The 15,070-nt window shown below is 34.3% G+C and carries 15 protein-coding genes and 1 pseudogene; 13 read left to right on the forward strand and 3 right to left on the reverse strand.

Features of this window, described 5'->3' with window-relative positions; translation table 11 throughout:
- Positions 1-941 (forward strand): annotated as a pseudogene (locus tag MV052_RS07140) (hypothetical protein); the annotation flags it as partial.
- Positions 942-1,026: 85 nt separating this feature from the next.
- Positions 1,027-1,986, forward strand: coding sequence for an ABC transporter permease (locus MV052_RS07145; protein WP_297442413.1), 960 nt, complete (start codon positions 1,027-1,029; stop codon positions 1,984-1,986).
- Positions 1,987-2,038: 52 nt separating this feature from the next.
- On the opposite strand, the gene nusA is transcribed toward MV052_RS07145, so the two are convergent.
- A complete protein-coding gene (gene nusA / locus MV052_RS07150) occupies positions 2,039-3,172 on the reverse strand; it encodes a transcription termination factor NusA (RefSeq protein WP_297442416.1) in 1,134 nt (377 codons plus the stop codon).
- Positions 3,173-3,468: 296 nt separating this feature from the next.
- On the opposite strand from nusA, the gene MV052_RS07155 reads away from it, so the two are divergent.
- From MV052_RS07155 to MV052_RS07190, 8 genes are read left to right on the forward strand one after another with little or no spacing between them, the layout of a single operon-like run.
- Positions 3,469-3,714 (forward strand): HP0268 family nuclease, encoded by a 246-nt coding sequence (locus MV052_RS07155; RefSeq protein WP_297442419.1) that lies wholly within the window; start codon positions 3,469-3,471, stop codon positions 3,712-3,714.
- A gap of 9 nt (positions 3,715-3,723) precedes the next feature.
- Entirely contained in the window at positions 3,724-5,028 is a 1,305-nt protein-coding gene (miaB, locus tag MV052_RS07160) for a tRNA (N6-isopentenyl adenosine(37)-C2)-methylthiotransferase MiaB (protein WP_297442421.1), read from the forward strand.
- Positions 5,021-5,641 (forward strand): lysophospholipid acyltransferase family protein, encoded by a 621-nt coding sequence (locus tag MV052_RS07165; protein WP_297442424.1) that lies wholly within the window; start codon positions 5,021-5,023, stop codon positions 5,639-5,641. The genes miaB and MV052_RS07165 overlap by 8 nt, the downstream gene beginning before the upstream one ends.
- A complete protein-coding gene (locus MV052_RS07170; protein ID WP_297442427.1) occupies positions 5,631-6,086 on the forward strand; it encodes a hypothetical protein in 456 nt (151 codons plus the stop codon). The genes MV052_RS07165 and MV052_RS07170 overlap by 11 nt, the downstream gene beginning before the upstream one ends.
- Complete coding sequence (locus tag MV052_RS07175) at positions 6,067-6,903, forward strand: tyrosine-type recombinase/integrase (RefSeq protein ID WP_297442430.1); 837 nt, start codon at positions 6,067-6,069, stop codon at positions 6,901-6,903. The genes MV052_RS07170 and MV052_RS07175 overlap by 20 nt, the downstream gene beginning before the upstream one ends.
- Complete coding sequence (locus MV052_RS07180) at positions 6,903-7,934, forward strand: hypothetical protein (RefSeq protein WP_297442433.1); 1,032 nt, start codon at positions 6,903-6,905, stop codon at positions 7,932-7,934. Before MV052_RS07175 ends, MV052_RS07180 begins: the two co-directional genes overlap by 1 nt.
- A gap of 47 nt (positions 7,935-7,981) precedes the next feature.
- Positions 7,982-8,476: a hypothetical protein gene (locus tag MV052_RS07185; RefSeq protein ID WP_297442454.1), complete on the forward strand. Its 495-nt coding sequence runs from the start codon at positions 7,982-7,984 to the stop codon at positions 8,474-8,476.
- Positions 8,466-9,023, forward strand: coding sequence for a hypothetical protein (locus MV052_RS07190; RefSeq protein ID WP_297442436.1), 558 nt, complete (start codon positions 8,466-8,468; stop codon positions 9,021-9,023). The genes MV052_RS07185 and MV052_RS07190 overlap by 11 nt, the downstream gene beginning before the upstream one ends.
- Here the strand turns inward: MV052_RS07190 and tilS are convergent.
- Together tilS and rimO are read right to left on the reverse strand one after the other, a co-directional pair.
- Entirely contained in the window at positions 8,969-9,961 is a 993-nt protein-coding gene (gene tilS, locus MV052_RS07195) for a tRNA lysidine(34) synthetase TilS (protein WP_297442438.1), read from the reverse strand. The genes MV052_RS07190 and tilS overlap by 55 nt on opposite strands.
- Positions 9,942-11,267 carry a 30S ribosomal protein S12 methylthiotransferase RimO gene (rimO, locus tag MV052_RS07200; protein ID WP_297442441.1) on the reverse strand — a complete coding sequence of 442 codons (1,326 nt, stop codon included), beginning with the start codon at positions 11,265-11,267 and terminating at the stop codon, positions 9,942-9,944. The genes tilS and rimO overlap by 20 nt, the downstream gene beginning before the upstream one ends.
- A 48-nt stretch (positions 11,268-11,315) precedes the next feature.
- Here rimO and MV052_RS07205 point away from each other — a divergent pair, with 48 nt between their 5' ends.
- From MV052_RS07205 to MV052_RS07215, 3 genes are all read left to right on the forward strand, one after another.
- Positions 11,316-12,464, forward strand: a complete 1,149-nt coding sequence (locus MV052_RS07205; protein ID WP_297442444.1) for an aminoacetone oxidase family FAD-binding enzyme — start codon at positions 11,316-11,318, stop codon at positions 12,462-12,464.
- Positions 12,465-12,565: 101 nt separating this feature from the next.
- Positions 12,566-14,380 (forward strand): hypothetical protein, encoded by a 1,815-nt coding sequence (locus tag MV052_RS07210; RefSeq protein WP_297442447.1) that lies wholly within the window; start codon positions 12,566-12,568, stop codon positions 14,378-14,380.
- A 12-nt stretch (positions 14,381-14,392) separates the two neighbouring features.
- Positions 14,393-14,983, forward strand: coding sequence for an outer membrane beta-barrel protein (locus MV052_RS07215; RefSeq protein WP_297442450.1), 591 nt, complete (start codon positions 14,393-14,395; stop codon positions 14,981-14,983).
- The last annotated feature ends 87 nt before the right edge of the window (positions 14,984-15,070 follow it).

A 15,070-nucleotide genomic window follows, 5' to 3' on the forward strand; every position in this document is an offset into this window, starting at 1 on the left:
TCAATGAAGCGTGGGTAGCTGCAACTTCAGGAAAAACAACTGCAAAACTTGGTCGTATGGTTCTTGATACTCCTCTTGCATTTACTGAGACATGGACAATCGAGCAAAATACTTTTGATGCGGCAGTACTAATCAACCAAGATATTCCAGATACAACTTTAGTTGGTGCTTATATTGGTAATGGAAATGGTACTGAAGCTTTTGGAGACAATGGTGCAGCACAAAGTAATGTTACAACTCATGGTTTAGCAGCAGCTGGCGTTGTGAATGCAAATGGTGATTTTTCAACATATGGTACAAATGGAGCATATGCAGCAGGTATTATTAATAACTCTTGGAAACCACTTGCTGTTCAAGCATGGTACTATGATGTTGTTAAATTGGCACAAGCATATTGGTTGCAAGCTGATTTAGATGCATCTACTTTAGGTGTTGATGGTTTAATCGCTGGTGCTCAATATTCAGGTGTTACTGCAGCTGGTAATGGCGCAAAAGAAGATAATGTTTATGCATTAATGTTAGGTTATGGTATGAAAGATATGTTTACTGCAAAAGTGGCATATTCACAAACAAATAAGGATGGTACTCTTGGTGCTGCAGGTTTTAATACTGCAACAGCAACTGGTACAGCTCAGTCTAAACTATATACTGAAGCATGGTGGAACTATGGTTATGTAACTGCGGCAGATACGCAAGCTTACAATGTAACATTAGAAGCTCCAGTAGAAGATGTTGCTGATTTTGGATTCTATTTTACTTATGCTGATCAAGCAAAAGCAACTGGTTCTAATGATGTAACAGAATACACTGTAACTGCAAGCAGATCTTTTGGTGCCTTAGATGCAACTGTTGCATTGATTAACTACCAAACTGGTAAAGTAGCTGGTGTTCAACCAGATGCTGTTAATCTAGTTCAAGTTTACGCTACACTAAACTTCTAGTAGTAAACTCTTACTAAACTCGAAGTAGACTTATCCCTTTTGGGATAAGTTTTTTAACTCTTTTTATTTTATGTTATAATCTTTCATGATTACTTTCTTTAACAAATCTTTTTACATCTTTTTTATGCTTTTTTTGATATCACTTATATCTTTTTTAGCGATTCATGCAGCACCCAACAGCTTTTTTTCAGCAGGTGGACTCAATCCAAATATGACACCCGAGGCGATAGAAAAACTCAAAGCTGTCTACGGACTCGATAAGCCTCTTTTTGCCCAATATTTCGACTGGATATATAATATTTTGACACTAAATTTTGGTATTTCATTTGTTAGTGGTCAGGATGTTAGTAGCGAAATTTTACAGCGACTCCCCGTGACACTTACTATGAATCTTATTGCTCTTATTTTTGTTTTTGTTTTTTCTCTGTATTTAGGTATAAAAGCTGCGTTTAGCTATGAGACTAAAAGCGATTATTTTATCCGTCAGTTATCTTTACTCTCTTTTTCTATGCCTTCTTTTTATCTTGCACTCTTATTTATTATCTTTTTCTCAATCGAACTTGAATGGTTCCCCATAGCAGGTCTTCATAGTATAGAAGCAAAAGATGGCTTTGCCAATATTTTAGATATGGTATGGCATTTGAGTATGCCTATTGCTGTGATGATGTTTACAGGCTTAGGGAGTATGATAATCTACATCCGTTCTCTTACTTTAGAGATACTTAAGAGTGACTACTACTATTTTGCGCTATCACGGGGATTGAGTGAAGGAAAACTTTTGCGTTATTATGTATTACCAAATTTAATGCCACCTATCATTACTCTTTTAGGTCTCTCTCTGCCAGGGCTTATAGGTGGGAGTGTTATTTTAGAGTCAATTTTTGGTATTGAAGGAATGGGACAGTTGTTTTATATGAGTGCGTTAAGTCGTGATTATCCCATAATTATGGGGATTTTGATGATTACAGCGTTTTTAACGCTGTTTGGAAATATGCTGGCTGATTTGATACTTTTAAGACTCAACCCTTATATCACTAGAACGTAAGTGCCAGACCTGACACTTAGTAAGCTATATAAAAGTGTTAAAGTAACTCGGCTTAACTAAAGAGTGCTTCTAGTGCATCAACACTATCTTTTTTCTCTTCTATTTCGCCATCTTCATTTGTTACAGCATCAGTCTCTAGAAGTTCTATCTGCATACCAGTAAGCATAGAAGCAAGGCGGATGTTTATACCGCTTTTTCCAATTGCTTTTGATTTTTGATCAATTGGAAGGGTGATAATAGCTTTTTCATTCTCACCCTCTTCATTTTTAACAATTTCAACATGAGAAATAATTGCTGGACTCATAGTACGAGATACAAAAAGCTCCGGAATAGTTGTATACTCAATACAGTCTATATTTTCACCGATAAGTTCTTGGCTTACTGCGTTTATACGAACACCTTTGATCCCAACTGTAGCACCTACCGCATCGACTTGAGGATGTGTACTTAAAAGTGCTATTTTTGCTCGCTCTCCAGGAATACGTGCTGATTTTTCGATGATAACAGAACCTTCAGCAATTTCTGGAACTTCAAGTTCTAAAAGTGCTTCTAAAAATTTAGGACTTGTTCGAGAGAGTTCAATTTGCATACCATTTTCTTTGTCCATGTTTACACGACGAACAACAGCTTTGATGTGGTCTCCAACTTGAAACAATTCACCTTTGATACGACTTTTCATAGGAAGAACAGCACGAATTTCATCTACTTCAATATATGTGTTGTTCTTGGAATCAACACGAGTAACGCGTCCACTTACAAGTGTGCCTACTTTTGATTTGTATTTGTTGAAAATTTCATCTTCAACAAGTCTTTGAATATGGTACTCTATTTCACGATGAAGTTGGGAGGCGGCAGTTCGTCCATAATCTTCTAAGTCGTGATCTATTTGAAGTTGATCTCCAAGTTCTACTTGATCGTCATATTCTCTTGCTTCTGTGATTGAGATAAATTCTGGTGCTCTTTGTTCATCTTGAAGTTTTTCGTCATTATCAGCAACGACTGTAATAGTCTGTACAAGACTTAAATTTTTTGTATTTTCATCAATTTGTGCTTCGTAAGCAAAATTTGGATTAATAACTCTTTTTGCCGTTTGAACAAAAGCAGTTTTTAGCGCTTCCATTACCTTTTCTGGTTGTAAACCTTTTTCGTGTGCAATTGCTTCGGCAATGTCTAATATTTTTTCCATAGTGAATAGTATCCTTATAGTATGATCAAGAAATCTAACAATGATAATGATTTTTGGGATTTCTTAATGAAGTTTGATATTATACTAAAATTGTGCTAAAAACATCTTTAACCAAAGATTTAGTAGATTTTAAGTATAATCCAAAACTTTTAGCAAAGAAAAAGCCATAAAATGGCGTGGGCTTCCTGCCGAAGGAAACCAAGTGTTAACGTAGTCAAAGGAATTACTTCCTTTGGCGTGTAAAAGGGAATAAAAAAGGTTCCCTTAAATTTATAAAATAAATTAAAGGATAAGTAATGGATTTGAAATTTGCAAGAACAGATTTAGAGGCAAAACCTAAAAAAGTTGACTTGGAGAAGCTAGATGCGGAAGTGGCAAAAAACGATAGTATAATTTTTTATTTTGATAGAGAAAATTCTCACAAAGATTTACTAGCACTTCAAGATCACTATGAAGCAATGGGAAAAAGTTTTTATATGAGCGAAGTGAAGTATGGTTTGTCAGATAATGACTATATGTACCAAGTTCACATAATGAGCTAAAGAGCATAAATGAGTAAAAAACTATTTATTGAAACATTAGGTTGTGCTATGAATACTCGAGATTCCGAGCATATGATTGCGCAGCTTCATGAAAAAGAGGGCTATACAACAACTCAAAACATAGAAGATGCTGACCTGATTTTGATAAATACATGTTCTGTAAGAGAGCGCCCTGTACATAAACTTTTTTCAGAATTAGGTGGATTTAACAAGAAAAAGAAACCATCTGCTAAGATTGGTGTTTGTGGCTGTACAGCTTCACATCTTGGCGAAGAGATTATCAAAAAAGCACCCTATGTTAACTTTGTTTTGGGCGCTAGAAATGTTTCAAAAATCAGTGAAGTTTTACACAAAGATAAAGCGGTTGAGATAGATATTAATTATGATGAGAGTGAGTTCGCATTTGATGATTTTCGTACATCACCATATAAAGCTTTTATCAATATCTCCATAGGGTGTGATAAAAAATGTACTTTTTGTATCGTTCCAAAAACACGTGGTGATGAGATATCTATTCCAGATGAATTGATTGTCAATGAAGCAAAACGTGCTGCTAAAAATGGAGCAAAAGAGATATTTTTGCTTGGTCAAAATGTGAACAATTATGGTCGCCGTTTCTCTTCAAGTGAACATGAAAAAGTTAATTTTACTGAACTCTTACGTAGGCTCTCTAAGATTGAGGGAATTGAACGTATTCGTTTTACTTCGCCGCATCCTTTTCATATGGATGATGAGTTTATAGAAGAGTTTGCTCATAATCCAAAGATATGTAAGTCTATGCATATGCCACTGCAAAGTGGTTCGACAAAAGTCCTTAAGGACATGAAACGTGGCTACACAAAAGAGTGGTTTTTAAATCGTGTAGAAAAATTACGTAGCGTATGTCCTGAAGTGAGTATCTCAACAGATATTATTGTAGCATTCCCAGGTGAAAGTGATGAAGATTTTTCAGATACAATAGATGTAGTAAACAAAGTAAAATTTGATCAAATTTTTTCTTTTAAATACTCTCCTCGTCCTGAAACAGAGGCTGAACACTTTACAAATAGTGTTGATGATGCCGTAGCATCCGAGCGCCTAAGTTACCTACAAAGTTCACACAATGAACTTCTTGATGCAATACGAGTGAAATATCTAGGACAAACTTTTAGAGTCTATTTTGAAGCATTAAATAAAGATAATTTTGTCTCAGGACGAAGTGATACAAACTTAGTCATCAAAGTCAAAGGCTCGGAAGAACTTTTAGGTCAATTTAGAGATGTGAAAATAACAAAGGTTGGTAGAGCAGTATTAACAGGGGAAATAGTTGCGTAAAAAGCTTGGTCGATCACTCGCCCTTGTATTTGTTCCTTTTATTGGCTCCTTACTTATACGATTTTTATACCTTACAAATAAAAAAGTTTTTCATGCTCCTCAAAGAATCACAGATGATCCTGTCATCTTTGCTTGCTGGCATGGAGAGCTTCTTATGCTTCCTTATCTTTATAAATATTACAGAAAAACACCACATGCTAAAGTCTTAATTTCTCCCCATTTTGATGGTAAAATTATCTCTAAAACAGTAAAATATTTTGGTTTAGATACTATTGCAGGATCATCTGATAAGAGTCCAACAAAGGTTTTGATACAGGCCATTCGTTCTTTAAAGGAAGGCTATGATATAGGAATAACCCCAGATGGACCAAAAGGACCCCGACATGAGGTTTCAAATGGTATAATAATGATGGCACAAAAAACTAAAGCAAAAATACTGTTGCTTGAGATCAAGCCGACGAAGTATTGGCAGCTAAATTCATGGGATAAGTTTATTATTCCAAAGCCTTTTGGTACTTTGCATTATTATGCCACAACTGAGCTGGATATAAGTGATATGTCAATGGAAGAAGCTCGTTCACGTATTAAAAAAGGATTGTTACATGCAAAATAAATTTTTCTTTCCATTTATCGCATTGGGATTATTGTTTACAATGCTTGTTTATTTTGTGATGCATCCTTCTTATCAAAAATCACTGCAAGCGAAGTATTATTATGAAGTAGGGGACTATAAGCAAGCATATTCTTTAGCAAATGAAGCTTTTAGTATGGATGTATATAATCGTATGGCTTCTACTGTAATGGCACAGTCAAAAACTTCTATGAAGTATCAGGAGTATATAGATCAAGCAAAATCTTACCTCAAAGAGATTAATGAAATGGCTGCAAAAGAGACCTTGAGTGATGCAGATAGAGCGCGAATCAAAATGATGAGTGAAATAGTTGTTGATTCTTTTACCAAACTTGCTCCTAGTGTGATTACAGATAAAGATTTGGTGGATGAAGCAAGAAAATATCACGATAACTTTGAGAAACTTCTTGAAAAAGTCAATAGATAAGCAGCGACTTGCATTTTTAGATTATTTGCAAGAAAGCAGAGGGTATTCAGAACTCACTGTAAAAAGTTACGATGAAACACTCAAAGAAGCTTTTCGTTTTATAGAGATACAAACCCAAGCCTCTCATACCTTATTCAACCTTATGCCTTACAGGCTGCATATTGTATCTTTAAATCCAAAAACAATAAGTAAAAAACTCAGTGCTATACGTTCATTTTGTGAGTATCTTAATACTCAGGATATGAATATAGTACTTAAATCGGATGAAAGCATAAAAGTAGCAAAAACCTTGCCAAAGCCAATTTCACATGATCATATTTTAGAAGCACTCTCTTATGCCAGTTTAGAAGAAAAACTTGTAGTAAGCATGCTGTATACTTTGGGATTTAGAATTTCTGAACTTGCTTCTTTAAGGCTTGATGATATTTCTAGCGAATGGGTACGTGTACTTGGAAAAGGAAATAAACAAAGAGATGTTCCTTTGCTCGATTCTACAAAAGAGCTACTTGATGAATATAGGGAGACTTTTCGTGTGAAAAAATTTCTTTTTGAAAAAAAAGGCGAAAAATTAAGCGAAAATAGTCTAAGATATACGATTACTAAAGTCTTTAAGCGGGTTGGCTTAAAGGTGACACCACATCAATTACGGCATTCTTATGCAACTTCATTACTCAATGGAGGAGCTCCCATAGTTGATGTAAGTGAACTTTTAGGTCATGCCTCTATGGCGACAACACAAATTTATACAAAATTAGGTAGTGCATTGAAACAGCAAAATTACAATAAAGCACATCCCTTGTGTGGTGGGGAGAAATAGTGCTAGATAAACTATTTGAAGCTTTATATTTAAAAGTATTGGTCAATATTGTGCTCAAGCATACTACAACTGTTGTTTATATTGAGCTCTGCTCTAAAAAGGGAGTTGTCAATTCCCTACATCAAGAGTTTGAGACTACGAGCTTAAACAATGAAATGTATGAATTTATCACGACGTACACGAGGGAGTCGCCATATTATTATGTATCTTTATTGGATATGTCCTCCTATCAAGGTGCTGTGCCTACGTGTTCTAAAAATCGAATTGAATATTATGCTGACTTGAGTACTTCAGAATACAAATGTTATGACGACAAATGGATGTTTTATACTTCAAAAAGTGATTTGTATGAGATTGAAGCAAAATGTGAAGATATTGGAGTGGATTATATTTTTTCACCTTTTTCTATCATCAGTACTTTTTTTGCTGATAAGATAAAAAGTAAGCTTGCTATGTATATTTTAATACAGGATAGTTTTTTATCTCTGAGCATTTTTGAAAATTCACAGCTGCTTTATGCAAACCATTTGGACATGATGAGTGAAGATGAAGTTGACGAAATATCATTGAGTGAAGATTTAGAAGATGACTTGTTAATAGATGCTGAGGATTCAATAGAACTTGATGATATAGATATCCCAGGTCATGAGAGTGAAGAAGCTGATGAACTAGATGATTTTGGTAATATTGAAGATTTGGATAAGATTGATGACATTGATGAGTTTTCAGAAAACAAAGACATAGAAGAAGAGTTATTGGACTCCAACAGTGATGTAACTCAAGCAGACGATAGTAAATTTAATGAAGATTATCAGAGATTTACACTTATTCAGTCCGCTGTTGGGAAATTTTATAAAGATGATAAGTATGAGAGTCGTTTTATAGAAAATGTTTATATCGCAGATTATGCAGGTGTGACAAGTGATTTGAAAAAGTACCTTGAGGAAGAGATGTTTTTTAATGTCTATATACGTAAGATAGACTTGGCACTTGAAGTATGTGAGCTTGCAAAAGCGGAGTTGAAATTATGATGTACAGTTATATAAAGCCAAGAAAAAAGAGCCCTTTCACACAAGAAGTGCAGTTGATTCTATCTTTTTTTGCCATAACGATTTTTATGCTTTTTAGCACGTATCTTTTTTTACTTTATAAAGATTATAATTTTACAAAAGAGCAAAAGAGTATGCAAACGCAGCAAGCTAAACTTATCGAGAGTCTTGAAGATATGAAAACCAAAATTGCTTATATTCAAAAGCAAAAAGCATTAGCTGAGAGAGTCTTCACACAAAATACGGTGCTTAAAGATTCTATCTCAAACCTCTTTGATTTGGTACCACAACGTATAACACTCTCAGAAGCGAAACTTTTGAAAAATGGCTTGATTCTTTACGGAATTACCCCAAATAAAGATGTTTATAACTTTATGCTTCAAGCACCATTGCGTTCTATCTTTCAAGAAACTTATAGTAGTTTTTACCCTACTAAAAATGGCTGGTTATACTTCGTCTCTACAAATTATATGAGTGAAGATTCTTTAGAAGTCCCAAATGAGGAAAATAGTAATGAAGATTAATATTTCTCGCCATTATATATATATGCTACTCCTATCATTTTTTCTTTTTTTATTTGTGCTTCTTTTTGCTTTTTTTGTTTTAATTCCAAATGGAAAAGAGTATAGAGAATCACGTCTAGTTCTTCAAAAAACGATGAAAAGTTTGCATAAATATGAAAACTTTCATGATGAAACAATGGCAAAACTCAAAGAACTAAAAAGTAAAAATAAAAACATTATTACTGCGTTTGATAATATATTTAATCCTGATAGGTTTGAAAAAAAATATAAAAGTTATTTTTCGGCACTAACACTCTCTAAAATTTCAAAAGTAAATGATGAAAATGAGTTCGCTGTATATGAAGTTAATACTACTTCACAGATAAGTTCACCAAAAAACTTCTATGATTTTTTAGATGCACTCAATAAAAGTGACTGGATAATTGGTGTAAATTTTCCAATAAATTTTAAGCGAGAAGGTGAAATGATAAAGTCATCTTTTACGATGAAAGTTTACTGTAATAATCGTGACACTAATGCAACAGCTTCAGAGTCTAATGCTAAGTAACCACGAAGTTTTGTATCAATCTGTAAGATTCTCATGCGCTCTTTGAATGTTTTAGACATCTTAGAAGCTTGAATGTAGGGAGCGATAAAGATATAACTCTTTGTCTGTGTGATAACATACTTTCTACCAACTACAAGCGTTCTATTTTCTTTTAAGAACAATCGTTCATTCGCTGTGATAATGTGTCCAAGGGATTTGAGATACTTATCTATGGTATAAATATTACTGCGTTTAGAATGGCTATCTTGAAAGTAAGCTAGTTGGTTGATACTCGTTAGTTCACACTCTTGTATAAGTTCATCAACATCTTCATCAAGATACGCAAAACTTTTTTTAATGCCATGAAGATACTCTTTTAAAAGTGGTACCGTGTGATTTTTACGAAAAATATTGCGTTTGTACTTTTCATCTTCATTACTTTCATCTTCAAAGTATGGTATACCTTTGTTATGGAGATATTTCAGTAGTTCTTGTTTATCAAGATGCAGGAGTGGTCTATAAAGGGTGTAATCACCGCGTTTATCTTTGTACTTCATACCGCTAAGTTCAGCACAGCCAGCACCTTTACAAAACTGCATTAACATCCATTCAAATCTATCACCTAAATGGTGAGCAGTTAAGAGTGCGTCATAGCCATGTTCTTGTATAAGTGCTTCAAAAAAATCATATCGTATCTTTCTAGCATTCGCTTCAAAGTTGTTTTTTATGATCTTAGCGGTGTGCAGGTAGCATTTTAGATTGTACTGCTTGGCAAGTTCTTGTGCGTAAGTAACTTCTTTCTTACTCTGCTCTCTTACTCCATAATCAACGATGGCGATATCAAAAGAGATTTTGTGTTCTAAGAGTAAAAAAAAGAGTGCAGTAGAGTCTCCTCCAGCAGAAAATGCCAGAAGATTTTTTGTATGTGTTAAATCAGATTTAGTCGTTTGTGTGAGCATTATCTACAGTTGCTGTTAAAACATCCCCAACAAGTTCAGTGATTTGTGCAGTGTAGATTTTACCAAATTCAAGGTCTTCATCGATACTGCGGTCGTTGACATAAATCTCACCGTCAATGTCAGGAGCCCAAATGAGTTTTCTCGCACTTAGCAGATACTCATGTTCATCACTCTGCCCATCAATAACAAGTTCACAAGTTGTACCGATATCTTTACGTAAAGACGCTTTTGTACACTCACTTACAATATCGCCAAGAATTTGTGCACGCTCAGCCTTGACTTCATCAGAAATTTTATCTTTCATGTCATAAGCTGAAGTTGTTTCTTCATCGCTGTATGAAAAAACATTGACACGGTCAAATCCAAATTCGGCTGTAAACTTGCACATTTCTTCAAACATCTCTTGTGTTTCATGTGGATGCCCAACGATAAAACTTGTACGAACAAAAGAGTTTGGTAAACTTCTCATGTAGTTTAGCTGCTCTAGTGTTTTATCTTTTCCAAACCCACGTTTCATTAAACGCAGCATATCGTCATTTATGTGTTGGATTGGCATATCAAAATAGTTATGAAAGATTTTACTTTTAGCGATATTTTGTAACAATGCCATGCTTGTTGTCGAAGGATATAAGTAAAGAATTCTCGCTGATTTTACACCTTCGATAAGCTCGATGCGTTGTATCAAAAGAGAAAGTCCATCTTTTATATTTTGGTCACGTAGATAAGAACTTGAATCTTGCGATACAAAAGAAAAATCCCAGTAGCCTTTTGCAACAAGACCTTCAACTTCTTTGGCTATAGAATCTAAATTACGAGAGTTTAGTTTCCCTTTAAAAGATGGAATAGCACAAAAACTACACGTTTGATTACATCCCTCAGAGAGCTTAATGTAGGCATGATAAGAAGAACCTGTAACGACACGCTCAGCACCATCGATCAAAAATACTTCATCAGAAAAACGGCTTTTCTTCTCAATCAAAAGTTCATCGATTTTGTCATAATCACCAACACCTGTAAAGATGTCGACTTCAGGAATTTGCTCCATAAGCTCATCTTGGTAGCGTTCACTCAAACAGCCTGCCATCACTAAAAGAGAGTTCTCTTTTCTTGCATCATGCAAAGAAAGTACTGTGTTGAGTGATTCTTCTTTTGCTGCATCAATAAAACCACAAGTATTTACGATGATAACATCTGCTTCTTCATTGTTGTCTGTTAGTTCAAAATTTTGTAATTTACCCATCATTACTTCTGTATCTACGAGATTTTTCGTACATCCGAGTGATACTATGTGGAGTTTGTTGCTCATATCTCTTCTTTATAATTCATTTATGCAATTATACCGTATAATTAGCCTATGAAAATATATGATGTTTTAATTCTCGGTGCAGGTGCTTCAGGGCTGATGTGCGCGGGCAATCTTGGTAAAAAAGTAAACGCAGTAATTATTGATAGTAATGAAAAACCGGCAAAAAAATTAAAAATATCTGGCGGTGGCAAATGCAACATAACAAATGTACGTGTTGCATTAGATAATTTTGATGGTAATCAAGAGTTATTGGCTCAAGTCTTTAAAAAATTCTCTCGTGATAACTTGCTGGGTTTTTTAGATAGAAATAGAGTAGAGCTTGAGCTAAGAAAAGGGCGATATTACTTTTGTCAGAATAGTTCTGAAGATATAATTGAAGTACTTAAACGCAGTGCAAAAAATGCTGAGATGATTTTAAATGAAAAAATTATCTCAGTAAGTAAAAATGCTGAGATTTTTGAAGTCCGAAGTGATAAACGCAGTTATAAGGCTAAAAAAGTTGTTGTTGCAACAGGTGGAGAAAGTTTTAAGAGTTTTGGTGCAAGTGATATCGGCTTAAAGATTGCACAAGATTTTGGGATTGAAGTGAAACCTTTTACACCTGCTTTAGTAGGACTAACTCTGCAAAAAGAACAATTTTGGATGAAAGATCTGAGTGGACTGAGTTGTTATGTACATATAAAAGTTGGAGATAGAACTTTACAAGAAGAAATGCTTTTTGCGCATAAAGGCATCAGTGGACCAGCTGTGCTTTCGGCTTCACTTTATTGGAAAAAAGGAGAGATGAGTATTGACTTCTTGCCAAATAAAGATATTTTAACTCTTGTAAAAAATGGTGGGAAAAAGCTTGTAAGTTCTACAATTGGACTGCCAAAAAGATTAGCAAAAGCACTTCTAAACGCAGTAGATGTTAAAGATAAAGAGTGTACTAAACTTACTAAAGAAGAAAAAGAGCTTTTAAGAAAGATACATCATTATACTTTTGCTCCAGCAGGGAATTTTGGTTTTACAAAAGCAGAAGTAAGTCGTGGGGGTGTAGTGAGCCAAGAGCTAGATTTTGACACTTTAGAGTCAAAAAAAGTAAAAGGGCTTTATTTTATAGGGGAAGTTGTCGATATAACAGGAGAATTGGGTGGATATAATTTCCAGTGGGCATTTTCAAGTGCTTATGTATGCGCAAAAAATATAAAATCATAAAATAGTGATAATTTTATCAGGACTAATTTAGAATTTATATATCTTTATGTACAATATATTACTTCTTGTTATAGCATGGTTTTAAAATTTAAGGATTTTGTATGAATTTGTATAAGATATTGGCGTTAAGCCTAGTAATTGCGTTCTCGTTTAGTGGATGTGGTAATAATAGTGACACTTCGTCTAGCACTAGTGGGGGTGGGAATATTATTCTTCCACCAGATAACAACACTACTGTTGATGAAACGTCATCAATTACAGTAGTTTTACCAGTCTCAAGCACAGAGTTAACTACCAATAGCCAAATTGTTACTATAGATGTAAGAGCCTATGATAATCTTAATAATCCATATTCAGATGGTAATATTAAAATTATAAACTCTCCCGATGTGAAAACTGGACGAGATGTAGGGACTTTTGACTCTTATGTTTCACCCCTAGTTAATGGTGTGGCAACTTTTACATATACTGGTCCAAAGAGTTTAAAAGATGATACTTCTAATCTCTATTTTGGTTTTTTCCCAGAATCAAATGCTTCAAACGTACAAATATACACAATGTCAATAGTTCCTGAAGAAAATCAAACTATACTTACAAGTTACGAAATAAAATCAAGTATAAATGATGATGTAACTATGAATCTTAACAGTGCGAAAACTGTCGGATATGGTATATATGATGTGAATGGGAATGCTGTTACAGATGATAATATAAATTCATTGACGGTGACTACCTTGAATCCTAATTTAGGTTTGTTATCTGATAGTTCTGGTAATTCGGATGTCGCTTCTATCTCTGTTGATACGAACAATATAACGGTAAATATAAACTCAAATACAAAGTCTGGTTTAATTCCTCTCCAAGTTGATGCTAGTTTTATTGATGAAAACAATCAAGAGCAAAATATGAGTAAGGTTTATAGTATAGTGGTTTTTTCTGGTCCTCCTACGGCAATGAGCATTATATATAATGGAACTTCATACGAAGATACTGGTTTATATCAAGAAAACTACACCCTTTTAGTGACTGATAGATACCAAAATAGAGTCAATACAAGTCCAAGTATTTCTCTTTCTATGATCACTGGTTATGTTTTTGATGCAGCAGATGGAAAAAGGTTGTTTTCTAGACCAAATATTCCACAGGTTGCAGGTGAGTTTCCCGGCTCAATGGACCCTATAAATGATATATTTGAAGTGACTGGAAGAGATTTTAGTAATGTAGATATATATAATGACTTTCTATTTACCTTTGGTAATGCGTATACATATAATGCTTCTGGAAAATGGGATATTGATACCAGTGGAGTAGGAACTGATCAACTAAAATTGATAGACAATTTTGATGCAGATGCTGTTGTTGATAATCTAGGCTTTGCTGTAGGACATAACTACCGTCAAGACACTTGTCGTGGTGGAGAAGAGTCTGTAGCACAGATTAGAGTAGATGGAAATGTAAGTAAGATAAATGAAAATGGAATTGCTCAGATCAAAGTTGATTATCCTTACTATTTGGGTGGTAAAACTGTTATGATTGGTGCGGAAATTATTGGTCGTACACTTGATGGGAACATTACTTCAAAATTTGGTGAAGTACAAAAAGTCACTTTACGAACGACTGGATTTGAAGATAGAACTGCTAGCATCTCTGCAAATACTTCAAATCAGACGATTTACATGCCTATAGAATTGAAAGATGCGCCAGAATGGTATAGAAATGCGAATTTTGGCTTAGATATAGTTACAAGTGATAATATTAGTTATACAAATGTTATTTATCATGGACAAGTTGGGACATGTGATAATGTTGGAGCAGGTGATGGTGTGGCATATGTAGAGATACAAGGTGTTACAGAGCATGAATCAAAAGCCGGATCTATTACTATAAAAAACATAAGTGTAGCAAGCGAATTTTAAAAGGTGAATATAATGATAAAAAATAAATTAATCGGAGCAGTAGCTCTTTGTGCTTTCTTAACAACTTCTGCAATAGCTGAAAATGATTTGTCAGCTAAAGATTTTTCTTTAATAGGTATTGAGGGGAGTTATGCTAGTGTTAGTAGTGACATTGATACTGCAACAACCTATCAATCAGATAGGAAAAATCTTACAGGTATTGGACTTAAAGTTGGGGCACAGTCTTATAACTATAGAATTTTTTTGACTGCTAATTATTACAATGATCCTGATGGTGATTTTGAATATATTACTACATATGGTGCACAACTTGACTACCTGTTAAATATTTCACAAAGAGTTAACATTTATCTGGGTGTTAATGCAGGGTATGCAAATATGAAGTACACGGTGCCATCTGAAGGTTTTAAACGCACAATTTCTGACCCATACTATGGAGGAGATGCAGGTTTAAATATTCATGTATCTAAACTTATTGATTTTGAATTAGGTGCGAGAATGATATTGCTTGATGCGGTAAATACGAAAAATAATGTGACATATACTTTTAATAATATGGTAACAGGTTATGCAAGTATAATCTTTAAATATCAAATGGACTAAACTCTTTAGAGTTTTGCAAGGTACAAATAGGTTAGACTCTAACATAGAAAATAAAAGAAATACAGATGAGCAGAGTAGATATAGCGA

It is taken from the genome of Sulfurimonas sp., assembly GCF_026988655.1.
GTDB lineage: Bacteria > Campylobacterota > Campylobacteria > Campylobacterales > Sulfurimonadaceae > Sulfurimonas.

What these genes read in the sequence shown, in the direction of transcription:
- MV052_RS07145 (WP_297442413.1), top strand. Translation starts at nt 1,027, where the DNA reads ATGATTACTTTCTTTAACAAATCTTTTTACATCTTTTTTATGCTTTTT.
- nusA (WP_297442416.1), bottom strand. Translation starts at nt 3,172, where the DNA reads ATGGAAAAAATATTAGACATTGCCGAAGCAATTGCACACGAAAAAGGT.
- MV052_RS07155 (WP_297442419.1), top strand. Translation starts at nt 3,469, where the DNA reads ATGGATTTGAAATTTGCAAGAACAGATTTAGAGGCAAAACCTAAAAAA.
- miaB (WP_297442421.1), top strand. Translation starts at nt 3,724, where the DNA reads ATGAGTAAAAAACTATTTATTGAAACATTAGGTTGTGCTATGAATACT.
- MV052_RS07170 (WP_297442427.1), top strand. Translation starts at nt 5,631, where the DNA reads ATGCAAAATAAATTTTTCTTTCCATTTATCGCATTGGGATTATTGTTT.
- MV052_RS07190 (WP_297442436.1), top strand. Translation starts at nt 8,466, where the DNA reads ATGAAGATTAATATTTCTCGCCATTATATATATATGCTACTCCTATCA.
- tilS (WP_297442438.1), bottom strand. Translation starts at nt 9,961, where the DNA reads ATGCTCACACAAACGACTAAATCTGATTTAACACATACAAAAAATCTT.
- rimO (WP_297442441.1), bottom strand. Translation starts at nt 11,267, where the DNA reads ATGAGCAACAAACTCCACATAGTATCACTCGGATGTACGAAAAATCTC.
- MV052_RS07205 (WP_297442444.1), top strand. Translation starts at nt 11,316, where the DNA reads ATGAAAATATATGATGTTTTAATTCTCGGTGCAGGTGCTTCAGGGCTG.
- MV052_RS07210 (WP_297442447.1), top strand. Translation starts at nt 12,566, where the DNA reads ATGAATTTGTATAAGATATTGGCGTTAAGCCTAGTAATTGCGTTCTCG.
- MV052_RS07215 (WP_297442450.1), top strand. Translation starts at nt 14,393, where the DNA reads ATGATAAAAAATAAATTAATCGGAGCAGTAGCTCTTTGTGCTTTCTTA.